11 protein-coding genes are annotated in these 15,474 nt (G+C 42.6%); 6 read left to right on the top strand and 5 right to left on the bottom strand.

Going from position 1 to position 15,474, the window contains the following annotated elements; translation table 11 throughout:
• Window positions 1-46: 46 nt before the first annotated feature.
• The 3 genes from flgK (at window position 47) to Q8W40_RS02700 (ending at window position 4,694) form a co-directional block, all read left to right on the top strand.
• The gene (flgK, locus tag Q8W40_RS02710) at window positions 47-1,927 is read left to right on the top strand and encodes a flagellar hook-associated protein FlgK (RefSeq protein WP_305395772.1); all 1,881 of its coding nucleotides are present in this window, start codon (window positions 47-49) and stop codon (window positions 1,925-1,927) included.
• 11 nt (window positions 1,928-1,938) lie between these two features.
• Window positions 1,939-3,132 carry a flagellar hook-associated protein FlgL gene (gene flgL / locus Q8W40_RS02705; RefSeq protein WP_305395771.1) on the top strand — a complete coding sequence of 398 codons (1,194 nt, stop codon included), beginning with the start codon at window positions 1,939-1,941 and terminating at the stop codon, window positions 3,130-3,132.
• Window positions 3,133-3,548: 416 nt separating this feature from the next.
• Entirely contained in the window at window positions 3,549-4,694 is a 1,146-nt protein-coding gene (locus tag Q8W40_RS02700) for a flagellin (RefSeq protein ID WP_305395770.1), read from the top strand.
• A 542-nt stretch (window positions 4,695-5,236) separates the two neighbouring features.
• Here the strand turns inward: Q8W40_RS02700 and crr are convergent.
• The 5 genes from crr to cysZ form a co-directional block, all read right to left on the bottom strand.
• A complete protein-coding gene (gene crr, locus Q8W40_RS02695) occupies window positions 5,237-5,746 on the bottom strand; it encodes a PTS glucose transporter subunit IIA (RefSeq protein WP_101113477.1) in 510 nt (169 codons plus the stop codon).
• Between the two features lie 40 nt (window positions 5,747-5,786).
• A complete protein-coding gene (ptsI, locus tag Q8W40_RS02690; RefSeq protein ID WP_305395769.1) occupies window positions 5,787-7,514 on the bottom strand; it encodes a phosphoenolpyruvate-protein phosphotransferase PtsI in 1,728 nt (575 codons plus the stop codon).
• Between the two features lie 139 nt (window positions 7,515-7,653).
• Complete coding sequence (locus tag Q8W40_RS02685) at window positions 7,654-7,911, bottom strand: HPr family phosphocarrier protein (RefSeq protein WP_101113636.1); 258 nt, start codon at window positions 7,909-7,911, stop codon at window positions 7,654-7,656.
• Between the two features lie 303 nt (window positions 7,912-8,214).
• Window positions 8,215-9,183: a cysteine synthase A gene (gene cysK, locus Q8W40_RS02680; RefSeq protein WP_305395768.1), complete on the bottom strand. Its 969-nt coding sequence runs from the start codon at window positions 9,181-9,183 to the stop codon at window positions 8,215-8,217.
• 216 nt (window positions 9,184-9,399) lie between these two features.
• The gene (gene cysZ, locus Q8W40_RS02675) at window positions 9,400-10,143 is read right to left on the bottom strand and encodes a sulfate transporter CysZ (RefSeq protein WP_305395767.1); all 744 of its coding nucleotides are present in this window, start codon (window positions 10,141-10,143) and stop codon (window positions 9,400-9,402) included.
• Window positions 10,144-10,490: 347 nt separating this feature from the next.
• On the opposite strand from cysZ, the gene zipA reads away from it, so the two are divergent.
• The 3 genes from zipA to Q8W40_RS02660 all read left to right on the top strand — a co-directional run bounded on the left by zipA (window position 10,491) and on the right by Q8W40_RS02660 (window position 15,334).
• Window positions 10,491-11,396 carry a cell division protein ZipA gene (gene zipA / locus Q8W40_RS02670; RefSeq protein WP_305395766.1) on the top strand — a complete coding sequence of 302 codons (906 nt, stop codon included), beginning with the start codon at window positions 10,491-10,493 and terminating at the stop codon, window positions 11,394-11,396.
• Between the two features lie 83 nt (window positions 11,397-11,479).
• Complete coding sequence (gene ligA / locus Q8W40_RS02665; protein ID WP_305395765.1) at window positions 11,480-13,495, top strand: NAD-dependent DNA ligase LigA; 2,016 nt, start codon at window positions 11,480-11,482, stop codon at window positions 13,493-13,495.
• An 801-nt stretch (window positions 13,496-14,296) separates the two neighbouring features.
• Window positions 14,297-15,334 carry a porin gene (locus tag Q8W40_RS02660; RefSeq protein WP_305395764.1) on the top strand — a complete coding sequence of 346 codons (1,038 nt, stop codon included), beginning with the start codon at window positions 14,297-14,299 and terminating at the stop codon, window positions 15,332-15,334.
• Window positions 15,335-15,474 lie beyond the last annotated feature (140 nt).

Here is a 15,474-nt window from a genome sequence, read left to right as displayed (position 1 = left end):
CAGTAGCAACTTTACTGATTCTAAGTAATTCTTTTTTGGGGGCATTATGTCATCGGATCTACTTAATGTAGGTACACAAAGCGTCTTGACAGCTCAGCGGCAACTAAACACCACCGGTCATAACATTTCTAATGCGAATACCGAAGGTTATAACCGCCAGTCTGTGATGCAAGCTGTTAATGCCCCTAAGCAATACGGGGGGCAAACCTATGGCATGGGTGTACATGTGGAAAATGTTCGCCGCTCTTGGGATCAATTTGCCGTCAATGAGCTCAATCTCACCACGACAGAATTTGCAAACAAACTGGATACCGAAGAAAGCCTGGATAACATTACCAACATGCTGTCTTCAGTGGCTTCGAAGAAAATCCCAGAAAACATCAATGAATGGTTTGATGCATTAAAAACGCTGGCGGATTCGCCCAACGACATGGGTGCAAGAAAAGTATTGTTAGAAAAGTCACAACTGATTACGCAAAACTTAAATCACTTCCATTCTGTCGTGCGCACAGAAAAAGAAAACATCAATAAGAAGATGCAGAATGCCGTTGAGCATATGAACTCATTGGCTACTGAAATACGTGATGTACACCGTTTGATGATGCGTACACCAGGGCCGCATAACGATTTCCGAGACGAACATGAGCGCCTGATTAATGAATTGGCTCAATACACCAAGGTAACGGTAACTCCTCGTAAAAATAATGAAGGTTTTAACGTACATATTGGCAATGGACACACTTTAGTCTCTGGAACCGAAGCCAGCCAATTAACCCTTTTACCGGGTAAGCCCGATCCACAACAGCTTCGTATAGGTATGGTTGAAGGAAAAGGCGTAAAAGCCATTAAACATGATGGCTTGAACGGTAAGTTATCGGCATTCTTAAAAGCTCGCGATGAATCCATTCCTAATGTCATGAGCGAACTTGGGCGTATTGCGACTGCGATGTCTTTCGGCGTCAACAAGCTTCAATCACAAGGTTTAGATTTACGTGGCGACATAGGTAAAAACGTATTTACAGATGTTAACTCTGCTGAAATGTTGAAATCACGCGTGATTACATCGACAGATTCAAAAGCGGATATCGGTGTGTATATTGAAGATATCTCTCAGCTTAGTAGCGGCGAATATTCGGTTAAATACGATGGGTCTAGCTATCGTGTAACCAAACCGAGTGGTGAGAGTATTACCGTTTCCAGTAGTGTGTTTGCCAATGGTTTCATTTTGGATGGCATGAGAATCAATGTAAATAATGCACCAGAAGATGGAGAGCGTTTTCTCATTCGTCCTACCGAAAGCTCAGCATCTTTAATCAGAGTTGAAATGAACGATCCTGCAAAAATTGCCGCTCAAAGTTACGAAAGTTCCTACACTGATGCCCTAGGCTCTGCCAAATTCAATATTCTTCAAGCGGGCAATCTAAGAGAGTTTCAGGTTGTTGTTTCTCCCACTGGTGACCAATTCGCCGTATTGGATATGCAGGGGCAAGTGGTAATGCAACCTCAAGCTTATCCTCCTTCTGGTCCTGTGACGGTCGATGGAACAATATTCGAATTGACTAGCGGGGCAAATGCAAACGACAAATTTGCGGCAAACCTTGTCCCTTCTGAAGGTGATAACGGCAACTTGCTTAAAATGCAGAATATCCAAACGGATAAGGTGATGAATGATGGCAACACAACAGTACTGGGTGTTTATAAAGACCTAAATACTGATGTTGGTTTGAAAACATCCACCGCCACGCGACTTGCTGATATTGCCAAACTAGAAAATGAAGCGGCAAAAGAACGTATTGCTTCCATCTCAGGCGTTAACTTAGATGAAGAAGCCGCAAACATGATGAAGTTTCAACAAGCTTACATGGCATCTTCACGAATCATGCAAACAGCAAATGATACGTTTAACACAATTTTGGCACTGAGATAGGAGGAAGCTAAATGATTAACAGAATAGCCAGTTTCCACAACTATCAAACAGTGCAGAATGACCTTCAGCGTCAAGAGCTGAAAGTTCACAACAACCACGCCCAATTGGCGTCGGGTAAAAAATTGCTGAACGCTGCAGATAATCCATTAGCAGCGCATTATGTGCAAGGTATAACTCAGCAGACAGAAGAACTGCGTCAGTACATGGATTCCATTGTGCTGATTCGTAACCGTCTTGAACACCAAGAGGTAATCATTGCCAATGCCGAGCAACATGCTGATGATGCCAAACGTTCGGTTATGGAAATGATTAATGGTGCTCTTTCTCCTGAAGATCGCGCAGCGAAGGCACGTGAACTTGAAGAAATGGCACTAAATATGCTCAATCTTGTTAATACTCAAGATGAGTCCGGTAACTACATATTTGCTGGAACCAAGCCTAAAAACCAACCATTTTTTAAAGATCACAGTGGAGAAGTCTCTTATGTTGGAGATACCTATCACCGTAATATGAAAATTGCGAATGGTCTTGAGATATCGGTAAGCGATCCGGGCAACAAAGTGTTCATGGAAATTGACAACCCTTTAGGCGACTACGATCCAACATATAACCTTCAGGTCGCGTCTGAACTGCTTGTCGAAAGTGCAACGAATTATGACTCCTCTGACACTTCCAATTACAACATTACGTTCGTTGATATGGGAGATGGGAGTTTTGGTTATCAATTAGATAAAGACGGCTCTGTTGTTAAATCTGACACCTACGATCCTAAAGTGGGTATTCAGCATGAAGATTTGAAAATTCGACTCAAAGGTCGGATTACCCCTGGAGACAGTATTGCTTTCGAGCCTAAGAAAACGTTCAGCATCTTTGAAACTTTTCAAAAAGCGCAAGAATATTCTCAACGCTCGGTTGCTGATTCAAATGGTACGGCAGAACTTCACCAAGTAACGGAAGAGTTCCATAAGGCCTTTGTCCACATCAATACGGTTCGTACTGATTTGGGCTCGCGCTTAAGTACGCTGGACATTCAAGAGCAACAGCATGATGACTTCAAGCTTTCTATGGCGAAGTCTAAAAGTAATTTTGAAGATCTTGATTATGCTCAGGCGGTGATCGAGTTCAACGAAAATTCATTAGCACTAAAAGCATCCCAACAAGCTTTCGGTAAAGTGAAAGACTTGACCCTGTTCAATTACATTTAAACTCTGTTCGCAAACTTATGCCTTATGTGCTCTGCCTTAAGTGCCCAGTTTGCCCCTTAGAGGAAAAGGTAAAAGATTGCCGCTAAAGCCATTTGGTGCGGTAAACAGTCGTCAAGGGATTCGTTGCTTCAGTGCCGATTGAATGATTTTTAAGATAAATATAAAGAGAATGAATTTAATTTTAACCTAACATATTAAAAAATAGGGGAAATAAAAATTAATTCACGTTGATGGTAAGGTTGTTGAAAAGTTGGCACACAAGTTGAATGTATTATTGTAACGAAACAACTTAGGTGCAGTTAGAAGTTCACCGTTAATAAGTTGGACTTCTAAAAGTAACTTTCGGTCAGTGCTTATCCAAAAAAGTATTAACTGACCGGTTCGCAGAGAAAGCGAACTCAACAGGAGAGCAAACTATGGCTGTAACAGTGAGCACTAACGTTTCCGCAATGACGGCACAACGTTACCTAAATAAGTCGACCAACGACCTTAACACATCGATGGAGCGTCTATCGTCAGGGCACAAAATCAATAGTGCAAAAGATGATGCAGCTGGCTTGCAAATCTCCAACCGATTGACAGCACAGTCTCGTGGTCTAGATGTAGCAATGAGAAACGCCAACGATGGTATCTCGATTGCTCAAACCGCAGAAGGTGCGATGAACGAATCAACGAACGTTCTACAACGTATGCGAGACCTGGCGATTCAGTCTGCCAATGGTTCGAACTCCGATGCAGACCGCAGAGCTATCAACGAAGAAGCGGTTGCGCTGCAGGACGAACTTAACCGTATTGCTGAAACCACATCATTTGGTGGACGTCGACTACTTAATGGCTCATTTGGTGATGCTGCATTCCAGATTGGTGCTAACTCCGGTGAAGCAATGATCATGGCACTGACAAGTATTCGGGCTGATGATACACGAATGGGTGGCAACACCTTTGTTGCACCACCAGAAAATGCCAAAGGCACAGATTGGGGTGTTCCAGCTGACAAACTAGATATCAAGTTTGAGTTCACAACAAAGACTGGTGAACCACAAGTTATCGAGATATCAGCGAATGCTGGTGATGATATCGAAGAACTGGCGACATACATTAACGGTCAGTCGGACATGATCAATGCCTCGGTCAGTGAAAACGGTCAAATGCAGGTATTTGTCGCTGAACCACACTTAGAAGGTGACTTGACCATCTCTGGTGCGTTAGCCGGCGAAGTTGGACTGACAGGTGGACCTGGCTTACAAACTACGGTTCAAGATTTAGATCTTAGAACAGTGGCGGGCTCTCAAAACGCAATTAGCGTAGTGGATGCCGCACTCAAATATATTGATAGCCAACGTGCTGATTTAGGTGCGAAACAAAACCGACTCAGCCACAGTATCAATAACTTAGCGAACGTACGTGAGAATGTGGATGCTTCCAACAGCCGTATCAAAGATACAGACTGGGCGAAAGAGACCACAGAACTTACGAAATCACAGATTTTGCAACAGGCAGGTACTTCCATTCTTGCTCAAGCAAAACAGTTGCCAAACTCAGCAATGCAATTACTTCAATAGTAATGCACGTCATCGCCTGGACAGACGTGGACTGGCGAATGGCGAAGCTAAGTTTTAGCAAGCGCGGAAGGTACAAAAAACAGGACGCTCTCTCATCTCTCACCTGCGGAATGTTTATTAATTTGTATTGGATGCAACCTGGCTAGTTAGGGATATGTTTCATTTCTCTGATCTCCGCATGACTCTGACTAGTAACAGCCCCGGTTCTCTCAAAGGAAAAGGGGCTTTTTTCTTGCCTAAAGAAAACTATCCCTTCACTTTTTAGCCTCACCATGTATCCAAATGGCTTTCCCAAAAAAATGTTCTAGGTTGAGCATAGCCTAGATGGTTCTATGTCATTGCTAGTCTATTTATTCCTCTATCGAGCCTAATTTGAGAAGTTTATTACTTGGTATAGACAATCATCGGGATTGCCGATGACCAAGTGAATTCAGACGAATGAAATTCTAGAATCACGCACCAGTAAACTATTACATTGATGAGAAAACAAAAAAACGCCGCCCGAAGGCAGCGTTTTTAAAGCGATGGTACAACTAAGAAGATTACTTAGTTACACGAAGTACTGTGGTTTCGCCAACAGATACCGCGCCAGAAAGTTTGTTCAGCTCTTTGATTTCGTCCATGTTAGAAATAACAACAGGCGTTAGAGTTGATTTCGCTTTCTCTTCTAGAAGTGCTAGATCGAATTCGATAACGGTGTCACCAGCTTTCACTGTTTGACCTTCTTCAGCGATGCGAGTGAAACCTTCGCCTTTCAGTTCAACAGTATCAATGCCGAAGTGTACAAACAGCTCAACGCCGTCGTCAGACTCGATAGAGAACGCGTGGTTAGTCTCAAAGATTTTACCGATAGTACCGTTTACTGGAGCAACCATCTTGTCGCCAGATGGTTTGATCGCGATACCGTCACCAACGATTTTTTCAGCGAATACTACATCTGGCACATCTTCGATGTTTACGATTTCGCCAGATAGAGGTGCGATGATTTCAATTGCACCAGCGTCAGCACTGTCGTCAGAAACCAGCTTCTTCAGTTTGTCAAACAGACCCATGTCATGCTCCTAAACGTTAATTTTATTCTGTTGAATTATATTAGCAGTTTGTTTTTTCTGCGATAAATTTTTCTACGTGTGCTTCAATCTCTGCAGCTGTAGGCATTTGAAGGGCTTCATCTGCCATAGCTTTAACCTCTTCGAAGTTCGCGTTACGAATAACCTTTTTCACTTTTGGAATAGAGATACCGCTCATGCTGAATTCATCTAGACCCATGCCCAGAAGAAGAAGCGTTGCACGTTCGTCACCAGCAAGCTCACCACACATACCAGTCCATTTACCTTCTGCGTGAGAAGCATCAATCACTTGCTTAATTACTGTTAATACAGCAGGTGATAGTGGGTTGTATAGGTGAGAGATTAACTCATTACCACGGTCTACTGCTAGAGTATACTGAGTTAAGTCGTTAGTACCAATACTAAAGAATGATACTTCTTTCGCTAAGTGGTGAGCAATTGCCGCTGCTGCTGGAGTTTCAACCATAACACCGATTTCGATGCTTTCGTCGAACGCTAGACCTTCAGAGCGCAATTCCACTTTGTATTCTTCAATTGCCGCTTTAAGCTCACGAATTTCTTCAATAGAAATGATCATTGGGAACATGATGCGCAGCTTACCGTGAGCAGAAGCACGTAGAATGCCACGTAGTTGGTCACGTAGGATTTCACGGCGGTCCAAGCTGATACGAACTGCACGCCAACCGAGGAATGGGTTCATTTCTTTTGGTAGATCCATGTATGGAAGATCTTTATCGCCACCGATATCCATTGTACGGATGATTACGGACTCGCCATGCATCGCTTCCGCGACGTCTTTGTAAGCTTGGTACTGCTCTTCTTCTGTAGGAAGTGCATCACGATCCATAAATAGGAATTCTGTACGGTACAGACCAACGCCTTCACCGCCGTTGCGGTTGATGCCGTCACAGTCTTTTACTGTACCGATGTTGCCACAAACTTCGACGTTGTGTCCGTCTAAAGTTGTTGCTGGCAGATCTTTCAGTTTTGCAAGCTCTTCTTTTTCCGCTAGGAATGCATCACGGATTGATTGTGCTTCAGACATTTCAGCGTCTGTAGGATTTACGAGAACTTTGTTGTTCATCGCATCCAGAATCAGCATATCGCCGTTTTTAACTTGCTTGGTTATGTCGTTCGTACCAACAATCGCTGGTAGCTCAAGAGAACGAGCCATGATAGATGTGTGTGATGTACGACCACCAATGTCACAAGCGAAGCCAAGAACGTAATCTAGGTTGATTTGCGCTGTCTCAGATGGCGTTAGGTCGTATGCGACAAGAATTACTTCTTCATCAATATCACTTAGAGAAACGATGTTAATACCAAGTGCATTTTTAACAAAACGCGAACCAATATCACGGATGTCTGTCGCACGTTCTTTTAGGTATTCATCATCCAGTGACTCAAGGGCAGTGGCTTGCTCTTCAATCACAGAATAAATAGCGTTGTCTGCTGAAAGCTTATCGTTTTTGATCAGTGCTAAAATTTCTTCTTCTAGCTCTTCATCTTCAAGAAGCATGATGTGACCTTCGAAGATCGCTTCTTTCTCTTCACCGAATGTTTCAAGTGCTTTCTGCTTGATAATTTCAAGTTGGTGGGAAGATTTGTTACGAGCGTCGTAAAAGCATTGTACTTCTGCTTCTACTTGATCGTCGGTGATGGTGTTTGTGTTTAGGACAATTTCATCTTCTTGAAGAAGCAGTGCTTTGCCAAAAGCAATACCAGGAGATGCCAGGATGCCTGAAATCATAGCCTTACCTTAAGTTGGTCAACAATAAACGGAAAAATGTTTGACTAAAATGCTAACGAGTAGTTGTAGCGTAAAAAGACTTCATATTCAAATAAAGCCATTTTGTGTTAACAAAATGGCTTTAATAATATCTTTCTAATTAGTGAAGTTGGTCCATAAGAGCAACTAGGTGGTCTACTGCGTTTTGAGCTTGTGGGCCTTCAGCAGAGATAGTAACAACAGTACCTTTCACCAAACCTAGAGTTTGCAATTTGAACAGGCTCTTTGCACTTGCACTTTTACCATTAGAAGTAACAGTGATGTCAGCATCAAAGCCTTTCGCTTCTTTAACGAACTGAGCCGCTGGACGAGTGTGAAGACCGTTTTCTGCAGTGATTTCTACTTGCTTCTGATACATGTGATATACCCCAATTGATTTATTTTTGTGTCTGTGTCGGCAGCGTGTTGAGTTTTCATAACCAGTGCTAGTCCAGAGGATATGAAACCGCAAAACCGATATCAGTGTTTTCAACTCGCTTTGCTTGTATTCATATGATACAGCAAAGTTGAGTGATTCTTTAGTTAGTGCGCTTCTTTTATTTTGAAGCGAAAAATAAAACTGAGGTGATATTACCAAAGGTGAGGCAGGGATCAACAAAAAAGCCCCTTAACGGGGCTTTTTTAGACTAAAAATTGATTTCAACACAGTTTTATTACGTGTTTATTGCTGGTTTTCTTTCTCTGTGAATAGACCTGCAAATAGTGCTGTACTGAGGTAACGCTCACCAGAACTTGGAAGCACAGTTACGATGGTTTTTCCTGCAAATTCAGGAAGTTCTGCAACTCGATTTGCAGCAACAACAGCAGCACCAGAAGAAATACCAGCTAGGATACCTTCCTCTTCCATTAGACGACGAGCCATCTCAATAGCTTCTTCTGAAGTAACAGACTCTACGCGGTCAATTAATTCTAGATCTAAGTTGCCAGGGATGAATCCAGCACCGATACCTTGGATTTTGTGAGGAGCAGGTTGAATCTCTTCACCTGCAAGTGCCTGTGCAATAACTGGAGATTCTGCTGGCTCAACTGCAACTGTGGTAATGGCTTTGCCTTTTTCACCTTTAATGAAACGGCTAGTACCTGTTAGCGTACCACCAGTACCTACACCAGATACAAACACATCAATCTCACCGTCAGTCGCTTCCCAAAGCTCCGGTCCAGTAGTCTTTTCATGGATTGCTGGGTTAGCAGGGTTGTTAAATTGCTGAAGAAGCAAGTATTTGTCAGGGTTGCTTGCAACAATTTCTTCAGCTTTAGCAATGGCACCTTTCATACCTTTGGCTGCTTCAGTTAGCTCAAGCTTTGCACCCAGTGCTTTAAGCAGTTTACGACGCTCAAGGCTCATTGACTCAGGCATAGTAAGGGTCAATTTGTAACCACGAGCTGCCGCTACGAATGCAAGTGCAACACCTGTGTTACCACTCGTAGGCTCTACAAGCTCAACACCAGCTTTTAAAGTACCAGCTTTTTCAGCTTCCCAGATCATGTTTGCGCCAATACGACATTTAACACTAAAGCTTGGGTTGCGTGCTTCAATTTTTGCTAGAACGTTACCTTTACTTACGCGGTTAAGGCGAACAAGTGGAGTGTTACCAATAGCTTGTGAATTGTCTTCGTAGATTTTACTCATGTTGATGTTCCTTCATTACACGGGGTAGGGTGCACGATGCACTCTGTGTTTATAGTGATTAAGCATAAAGTGCTAATAATCAACCGAAAAAGAATAAATGGTTATAACTTATAGGGTGGACACGATATGCAATGGTCCATTTCTTTGACTGTTGAATTGGCCAAGTCAAGTAACAAAAAGGCTGACGAGTGTCAGCCTTAATATTCGCAGAAATCGTTATCTCACATACTGTAGACGGTATTTATCCACCCACATTGCAGTAGCACCACAAACTGCTACTGGCATCACAAACAGATTGAGAATGGGAACCATAGTAAACAGCGTCACCATAAATCCGAAGCCATAGGATGCGGATTGATTTTGTTTCAAATCGTTTCTCATGTCCTGAAATGAGACTTTGTGGTTGTCGAAGGGGTAGTCACAATATTGTATTGCCATCATCCAAGCAGAAAATAGGAACCAAAGTATTGGTCCTATGGTCTGACCTAACGCTGGGATAAGCAGTAAAATGAAAAGCCCGAGTGCTTTCGGCAGATAGTACATCAGCTTTCGCCATTCACGACCTAGAATACGCGGAACATCTTTGAGTAGAGAAAGTACCGATTGGTCACTAAGTTTCTTTCCCGTTAACTTTGCTTCAAGCTGTTCTGCGAGTAGTCCGTTAAATGGTGCGGCAACGAAATTTGCAATGGTGCTAAACAAATAGGTAAAAGTGGCCAATATTGCGAGTGCTAGCAAAGGCCACAGTAGATAAGAAAGCCACGAAAGCATATCTGGCAGATACCCAAGCCAAGCATCAATCCATTGATTTAGATTTGAAAACAATAAATAGATGGCTCCACCAATTAATAGAATATTTACGAGAAGGGGCAAAATCACAAAACGCCGGATACCGGGTTGAAATGCGAGCTCAAACCCGTGAAAAAAGTATCCGATGCCACTTCGATTGTTTGTTGTCATAAATTTAATCTTCCTAGATTGCTCTATCAGCGATTCTAACGTATACCCAAGTAACCTCAAGGAGTTAGCTTGAAAGGTTTTGTACAAGGATAGATTGTAAGTCTGACTCGAACGTTTGATGTAACTTGGTATAAAATACGTTATATGAATAGAAGCTGAATTTTATTCGTGCTTTAGATTTACAGCAAAATAGAATGAAAGCGTGCAGAAGGTCACGCGATGCTTGTTGGCGTCTACATATATTTATTCAAATTTCTCAGAGACTTTTGGTAAAGTAACACACATAAATGATAAATAAGCTGCAGCTTGAACACTTATTCAGCGATGCAGAGAACAGAGAGTGAAAAATGCAGGAATTGCGACTAGTACTTATCATCGTAGGCTTACTTGCCATTGCCGCTTTGCTATTCCACGGTTTATGGACAAGTAAAAAAGAAGGTAAAGCCAAGTTTGGTAATAAGCCTCATCGTAAGCTCGGAGATACAGAGCAAGAAGAAGAGCCTGATTATGCCGCGACTCGTGCGTTTGCTCCAGAAGATGATTTTGAGATTATTCGCAAACCACGTAAAGAGCCTGAATTTAACAGTGACGATGCTGAAAATGATAGGCCATCTTTTGATCCACTCGTCGACAGTGATGAACCTTTACCGTCTTTTTCATCGATTGATGGTAACGAAGTTGCAGCAAAAACTGGCATGGAAGAATCGTTAGAATCTTCTGAAGTCACGGTTTCAGAATCCAGAAAAAGTGTTGAGCCTAATGCTCAGGAAGAAGACGTTGTCCAAGTTACGGAAACTGAAACCCAAGATCAAGCCAACAAAGAACTAGAGCCAGAGAAAGAAATGGAAGTACTGGTTATAAACGTTCACTGCGCTGGCGAAGCGCCATTTGTTGGAACCAGCCTGTTTGAAAGCATGAAGCAAAACGGCTTGTTATATGGAGAAATGGATATCTTCCACCGCCATGCGGATATGTCTGGAACGGGTAAGGTTTTGTTTAGTGTCGCGAATATGATGCAACCTGGTACTCTGGCACATGACGATCCAGAAACGTTCGAGACAAAAGGTATCTCCTTCTTTATGACACTGCCATGTTTTGGTGAAGCAGATCAAAATTTTAAATTGATGTTGAAGACGGCTCAGCAAATTGCGGATGACTTGGGTGGGAACGTCTTAGATGATCAACGCAATTTAATGACACCAGATAGGTTGGATGCATACCGAAAACAGGTTCGTGATTTTTACGACAGCTAGTGTTGTAATTCACGAGTAACAGATAGAATAAAACAATCAGGGCTCATATAGAGCCCTTTTTACTGAGCAAGACAGAGCAAGTTATGAATAAGAAGACTGAGCAGCTTTACTCCGAATTGAAGCAAACCCTTCACCACTATGCTGTAAAATATTATGTGGAAGATAACCCAGAAGTGCCTGATGCTGAATATGATCGGTTGATGCGTCAACTTCAGGAGATAGAGGGTGAGCACCCTGAGTGGGTGACGGTTGATTCCCCAAGCCAGCGAGTGGGTGGAGCCGCATTAGATAGCTTTACCTCTGTCGCTCATGAAATCCCAATGCTTTCTCTTGATAATGCGTTTGACGATGCTGAAATACAAGGGTTCTACCGTCGAGCGAAAGAGCGAGCGGTTGGTTCTGATTTTTCTACATTCAGTTGTGAGCCCAAGCTAGACGGTTTAGCCGTTAGTTTATTGTATGAAAATGGTTTGCTTGTTCAGGCAGCTACTCGTGGGGATGGTGCGACGGGCGAAAACATCACAGAGAATGTCCGTACTATTAATTCAATCCCCCTTGTACTTCAAGGAGATGATTGGCCAACACGCATTGAAGTTCGCGGTGAGGTGTTTATGCCTAAAGCGGGTTTCGACAAAATGAACGAGCAGGCAATCAAAAAAGGTCAGAAACCCTTTGTAAACCCGCGTAATGCAGCCGCAGGTAGTCTGCGTCAACTTGACTCCAAAATTACGGCTACTCGTCCACTTAGCTTTTACGCATACAGTGTGGGCGTTGTTGAAGGAGGTACTCTTTCTGAAAGTCACTACGAGCGCTTTTTACAATTAAAAGCTTGGGGCTTACCCATGTGCCCTGAAACCCAAAAAGTTGAAGGTTTGGAGAATGTTTTCGATTTCTACCGAAATATTCAAACGATACGTGATGATCTCCCTTATGAGATAGACGGTGTTGTTATCAAAATCGATGAGATTGCCATTCAAGAGGAATTGGGTTTTGTTGCCAGAGCGCCGAGATGGGCGATCGCCTACAAGTTTCCAGCGCAGGAAGAAATCACGGTATTAAATGATGTCGAATTTCAGGTTGGGCGAACTGGGGCGATTACCCCCGTCGCTAAATTAGAACCGGTATTTGTGGGTGGTGTGACAGTCAGCAATGCGACATTACATAACGCAGATGAAATTGCGCGTTTAGGCGTTAAAGTTGGGGATAGTGTCATTATTCGACGTGCTGGGGATGTGATCCCTCAAGTCACTGGCGTAGTGATGGATCGCCGCCCAGATGATGCTTCTGAAATTATCTATCCAACAGCGTGTCCTGTGTGTTCTTCCGAAGTTGAGCGCCTTGAAGGAGAAGCCGTTACTCGTTGTACGGGAGGATTGATTTGTCAGGCGCAAAGGAAAGAAGCACTAAAGCATTTTGTTTCGCGTAAAGCACTGGATGTCGACGGTTTAGGCGTGAAAGTTATCGAGCAGCTCGTTGATAGAGAAATGGTCGAAACACCCGCTGACCTTTTTAAACTGACTGCAGGTGTTATTACTGTTTTAGACAGAATGGGGCCCAAATCAGCGCAAAACGTAATTGATGCTTTGAATAAATCGAAAGAAACGACACTTCCTAGGTTTTTATATTCGCTAGGGATTCGTGAAGTTGGCGAGGCGACGGCAGCCAACCTAGCGAGTCACTTCAAAACTCTAGAAGCCATTCAAGCAGCATCAAAAGAACAGCTCATCGAAGTCAATGATGTAGGTGAAATCGTTGCTACTCACCTAAAACATTTCTTTGCGTCGGCAACGAACTTAGATGTTATTGCGAAATTGCGGGAACACGGTGTTCATTGGAACGATGTAACCGACCAATCGAGTAACCAACCTCAGGTGCTTGAAGGGAAAACAGTGGTTATTACTGGTAGTTTCTCGCGATTGAACCGTAATGACGCAAAAGCTGCACTTCAGGCGTTAGGTGCAAAGGTGACTGGGAGTGTTTCTAAAAAGACAGATATCCTATTTGCGGGTGAAGCAGCGGGCTCTAAATTGGCCAAAGCGCAAGAGCTGAGCATTGAAATCCAAGATGAGGAAAGCCTTGCAAAGTTACTTGGTTTGTAGCCTAAAAAGGGTTCAATCTTAGAATAAGGCGAGCTAATGGGCTCGCCTTTATTTTTGTTTCAAAAACTTCTCGCAGTGGTAACGTTACTGTATTTAGATTAGCGTGAAAGGGTCGGTAAGGCTTTGGCATTCGCCCTCAATTCTCTGTTTGTACCATTTTATGAATAATGATTAAGAATCATATGGTTAACGTTATATGGATACATTTTTGTAAGAATTAGCTTTTTTGAGAATTTTAAAGGGCAGTAAAAATAATTCAAAAAATTATGCAACTAATTCTAAAAATATTTGTCTATCAAAATAAGTATGAGGAATAAGATAACCATCTGAGAAATATTTGGTGAGCCATTTATATACATCACTTTACTATTAATTCTCATTGTGAATAAAGATATCAATTGTCCGTGATCATTCTCTGATTTTATTCTTTAGCAGCTATTGATATTACTCATTTTCGAGTCACTTCAACTTTATTGAAATTCATTCTATTCTAACCTATTGAAATATAACAACCACCTCTTTAATTCTAAGCTCAAAATTAATAACTGTGATTCATATCATTAAGTTGAGAAAAGTTTGCTCTCCTTCATATTTTTTTAGATAAAAAATAAGTTCTCGTTGATGTTTTCCTCCACGAAGTTAGTCTTGCTTCCTATGGATACACACTGTGTATGCAGGAAAAGAAAGTGTGAATTCAATAGATTTTGATTATCACGCAAATAGGAAAGATGCTTTCACCTTAGCGGCCAAATTGAGGTGTTAAGCGGACAAAAACAGCTATATCCATTTTAGGAGTTTTCCATGGAAAAGATCTTCAAACGCACTCTTCTAGGTGCAGCAGTAGCTACTATCGCGGTTTCTGGCTCTGCATTTGCTAAACCAGCAACAGAAACAGTTGACCTATACGGTCAAATCGCTATCTCTGTAGCTCAAAATGCACAAACTACTGATGGCGCAGACAAGCCAATCGTTATGGACAACGAATCACGTATCGGTGTTCGTGGTTCTGCAGATTGGGAACGTGGTCCAACTATCATCTGGCAACTTGAAGGTGGTAACGTAGGTGACGACGGTTCTGACAGCGGTCTAGGTGTGCGTGATACGTTCGGCGGCTTTGATTTCGGCGATTCTGGTAAAGTTCGTTTCGGTCGTGTACTAACGCCACTATTTGAAGTAGTTGATGGCTACACAGGTCAAAGTTCTGGTGGCGGTTTCAACGTAGGTAACACTGGTAACACTAACTACGATCGTCAATCAAACATGGTTCGTTACGATTCAGCAAACCTAGGCGGCTTCAGCTTCGCTATTGGTGCTGGTCGTGGTGACGAAGATGTTGCTGGTTCAAACGTATATTCTGCAAGCGGTCAGTTCAAAACTGGCGTATTCACAGCGAAGCTAGCTTACGAAAACAACACTGATCGTGAGAAAGTTGATAAAGCGGGTAACCGTGGTGATGCAAATGCAATGATCGCGGGTTTGAACGTTGACCTAGAAGGTTTCGGTGTTCACGCTGCTTACCTAACAGGCGAAATTAAACCTGAAGGTGGCAAAACTGGCGCAGCTGGTTTCGATAAAGGCACACAAAGTGCGTACAAATTTGGTGCTTACTACACTGGTGTAGAGCACTGGACATTTAACCTGAACTTTGCAGCTTCTACGGACGCGAAAACTGACGGTGACACAATCAAAGACAAAGACCAAACTATCACTGGTCAAGCGATGTACAGCATTGATTCAAATGCAGTTGTTTACGCTCGTCTAGTTCACCACACTGATAAAGTTGGTAGCGACAGCGATAGCGATCTAGGCTGGCGTCTTGGTATGGAATACTACTTCTAAGACCCAGTTACACTGCCTTTTTCAAATTTGCCGACGTGCTAGACACGTCGGCTTTTTTGCCAAATAAGCTAGAGATAGTTTTAGGTGAAAGCTGAAAAGCAGACAAAAGAAAAGCCACTTTGAGTGGCTTTTCTTTTGTC

The sequence above is a fragment of the Vibrio penaeicida genome (genome assembly GCF_030689305.1).
In the GTDB taxonomy this organism is placed as follows: domain Bacteria; phylum Pseudomonadota; class Gammaproteobacteria; order Enterobacterales; family Vibrionaceae; genus Vibrio; species Vibrio penaeicida_B.
Note: the sequence above shows the minus strand (reverse complement) of the source record. Positions and strands in the feature narration are given on the sequence as shown.

Excerpts from the sequence above, each read along its gene's own strand:
- flgK (WP_305395772.1), top strand. The coding sequence starts at position 47 with ATGTCATCGGATCTACTTAATGTAGGTACACAAAGCGTCTTGACAGCT.
- crr (WP_101113477.1), bottom strand. The coding sequence starts at position 5,746 with ATGGGTCTGTTTGACAAACTGAAGAAGCTGGTTTCTGACGACAGTGCT.
- ptsI (WP_305395769.1), bottom strand. The coding sequence starts at position 7,514 with ATGATTTCAGGCATCCTGGCATCTCCTGGTATTGCTTTTGGCAAAGCA.
- cysK (WP_305395768.1), bottom strand. The coding sequence starts at position 9,183 with ATGAGTAAAATCTACGAAGACAATTCACAAGCTATTGGTAACACTCCA.
- flgL (WP_305395771.1), top strand. The coding sequence starts at position 1,939 with ATGATTAACAGAATAGCCAGTTTCCACAACTATCAAACAGTGCAGAAT.
- Q8W40_RS02660 (WP_305395764.1), top strand. The coding sequence starts at position 14,297 with ATGGAAAAGATCTTCAAACGCACTCTTCTAGGTGCAGCAGTAGCTACT.
- Q8W40_RS02700 (WP_305395770.1), top strand. The coding sequence starts at position 3,549 with ATGGCTGTAACAGTGAGCACTAACGTTTCCGCAATGACGGCACAACGT.
- cysZ (WP_305395767.1), bottom strand. The coding sequence starts at position 10,143 with ATGACAACAAACAATCGAAGTGGCATCGGATACTTTTTTCACGGGTTT.
- Q8W40_RS02685 (WP_101113636.1), bottom strand. The coding sequence starts at position 7,911 with ATGTATCAGAAGCAAGTAGAAATCACTGCAGAAAACGGTCTTCACACT.
- zipA (WP_305395766.1), top strand. The coding sequence starts at position 10,491 with ATGCAGGAATTGCGACTAGTACTTATCATCGTAGGCTTACTTGCCATT.
- ligA (WP_305395765.1), top strand. The coding sequence starts at position 11,480 with ATGAATAAGAAGACTGAGCAGCTTTACTCCGAATTGAAGCAAACCCTT.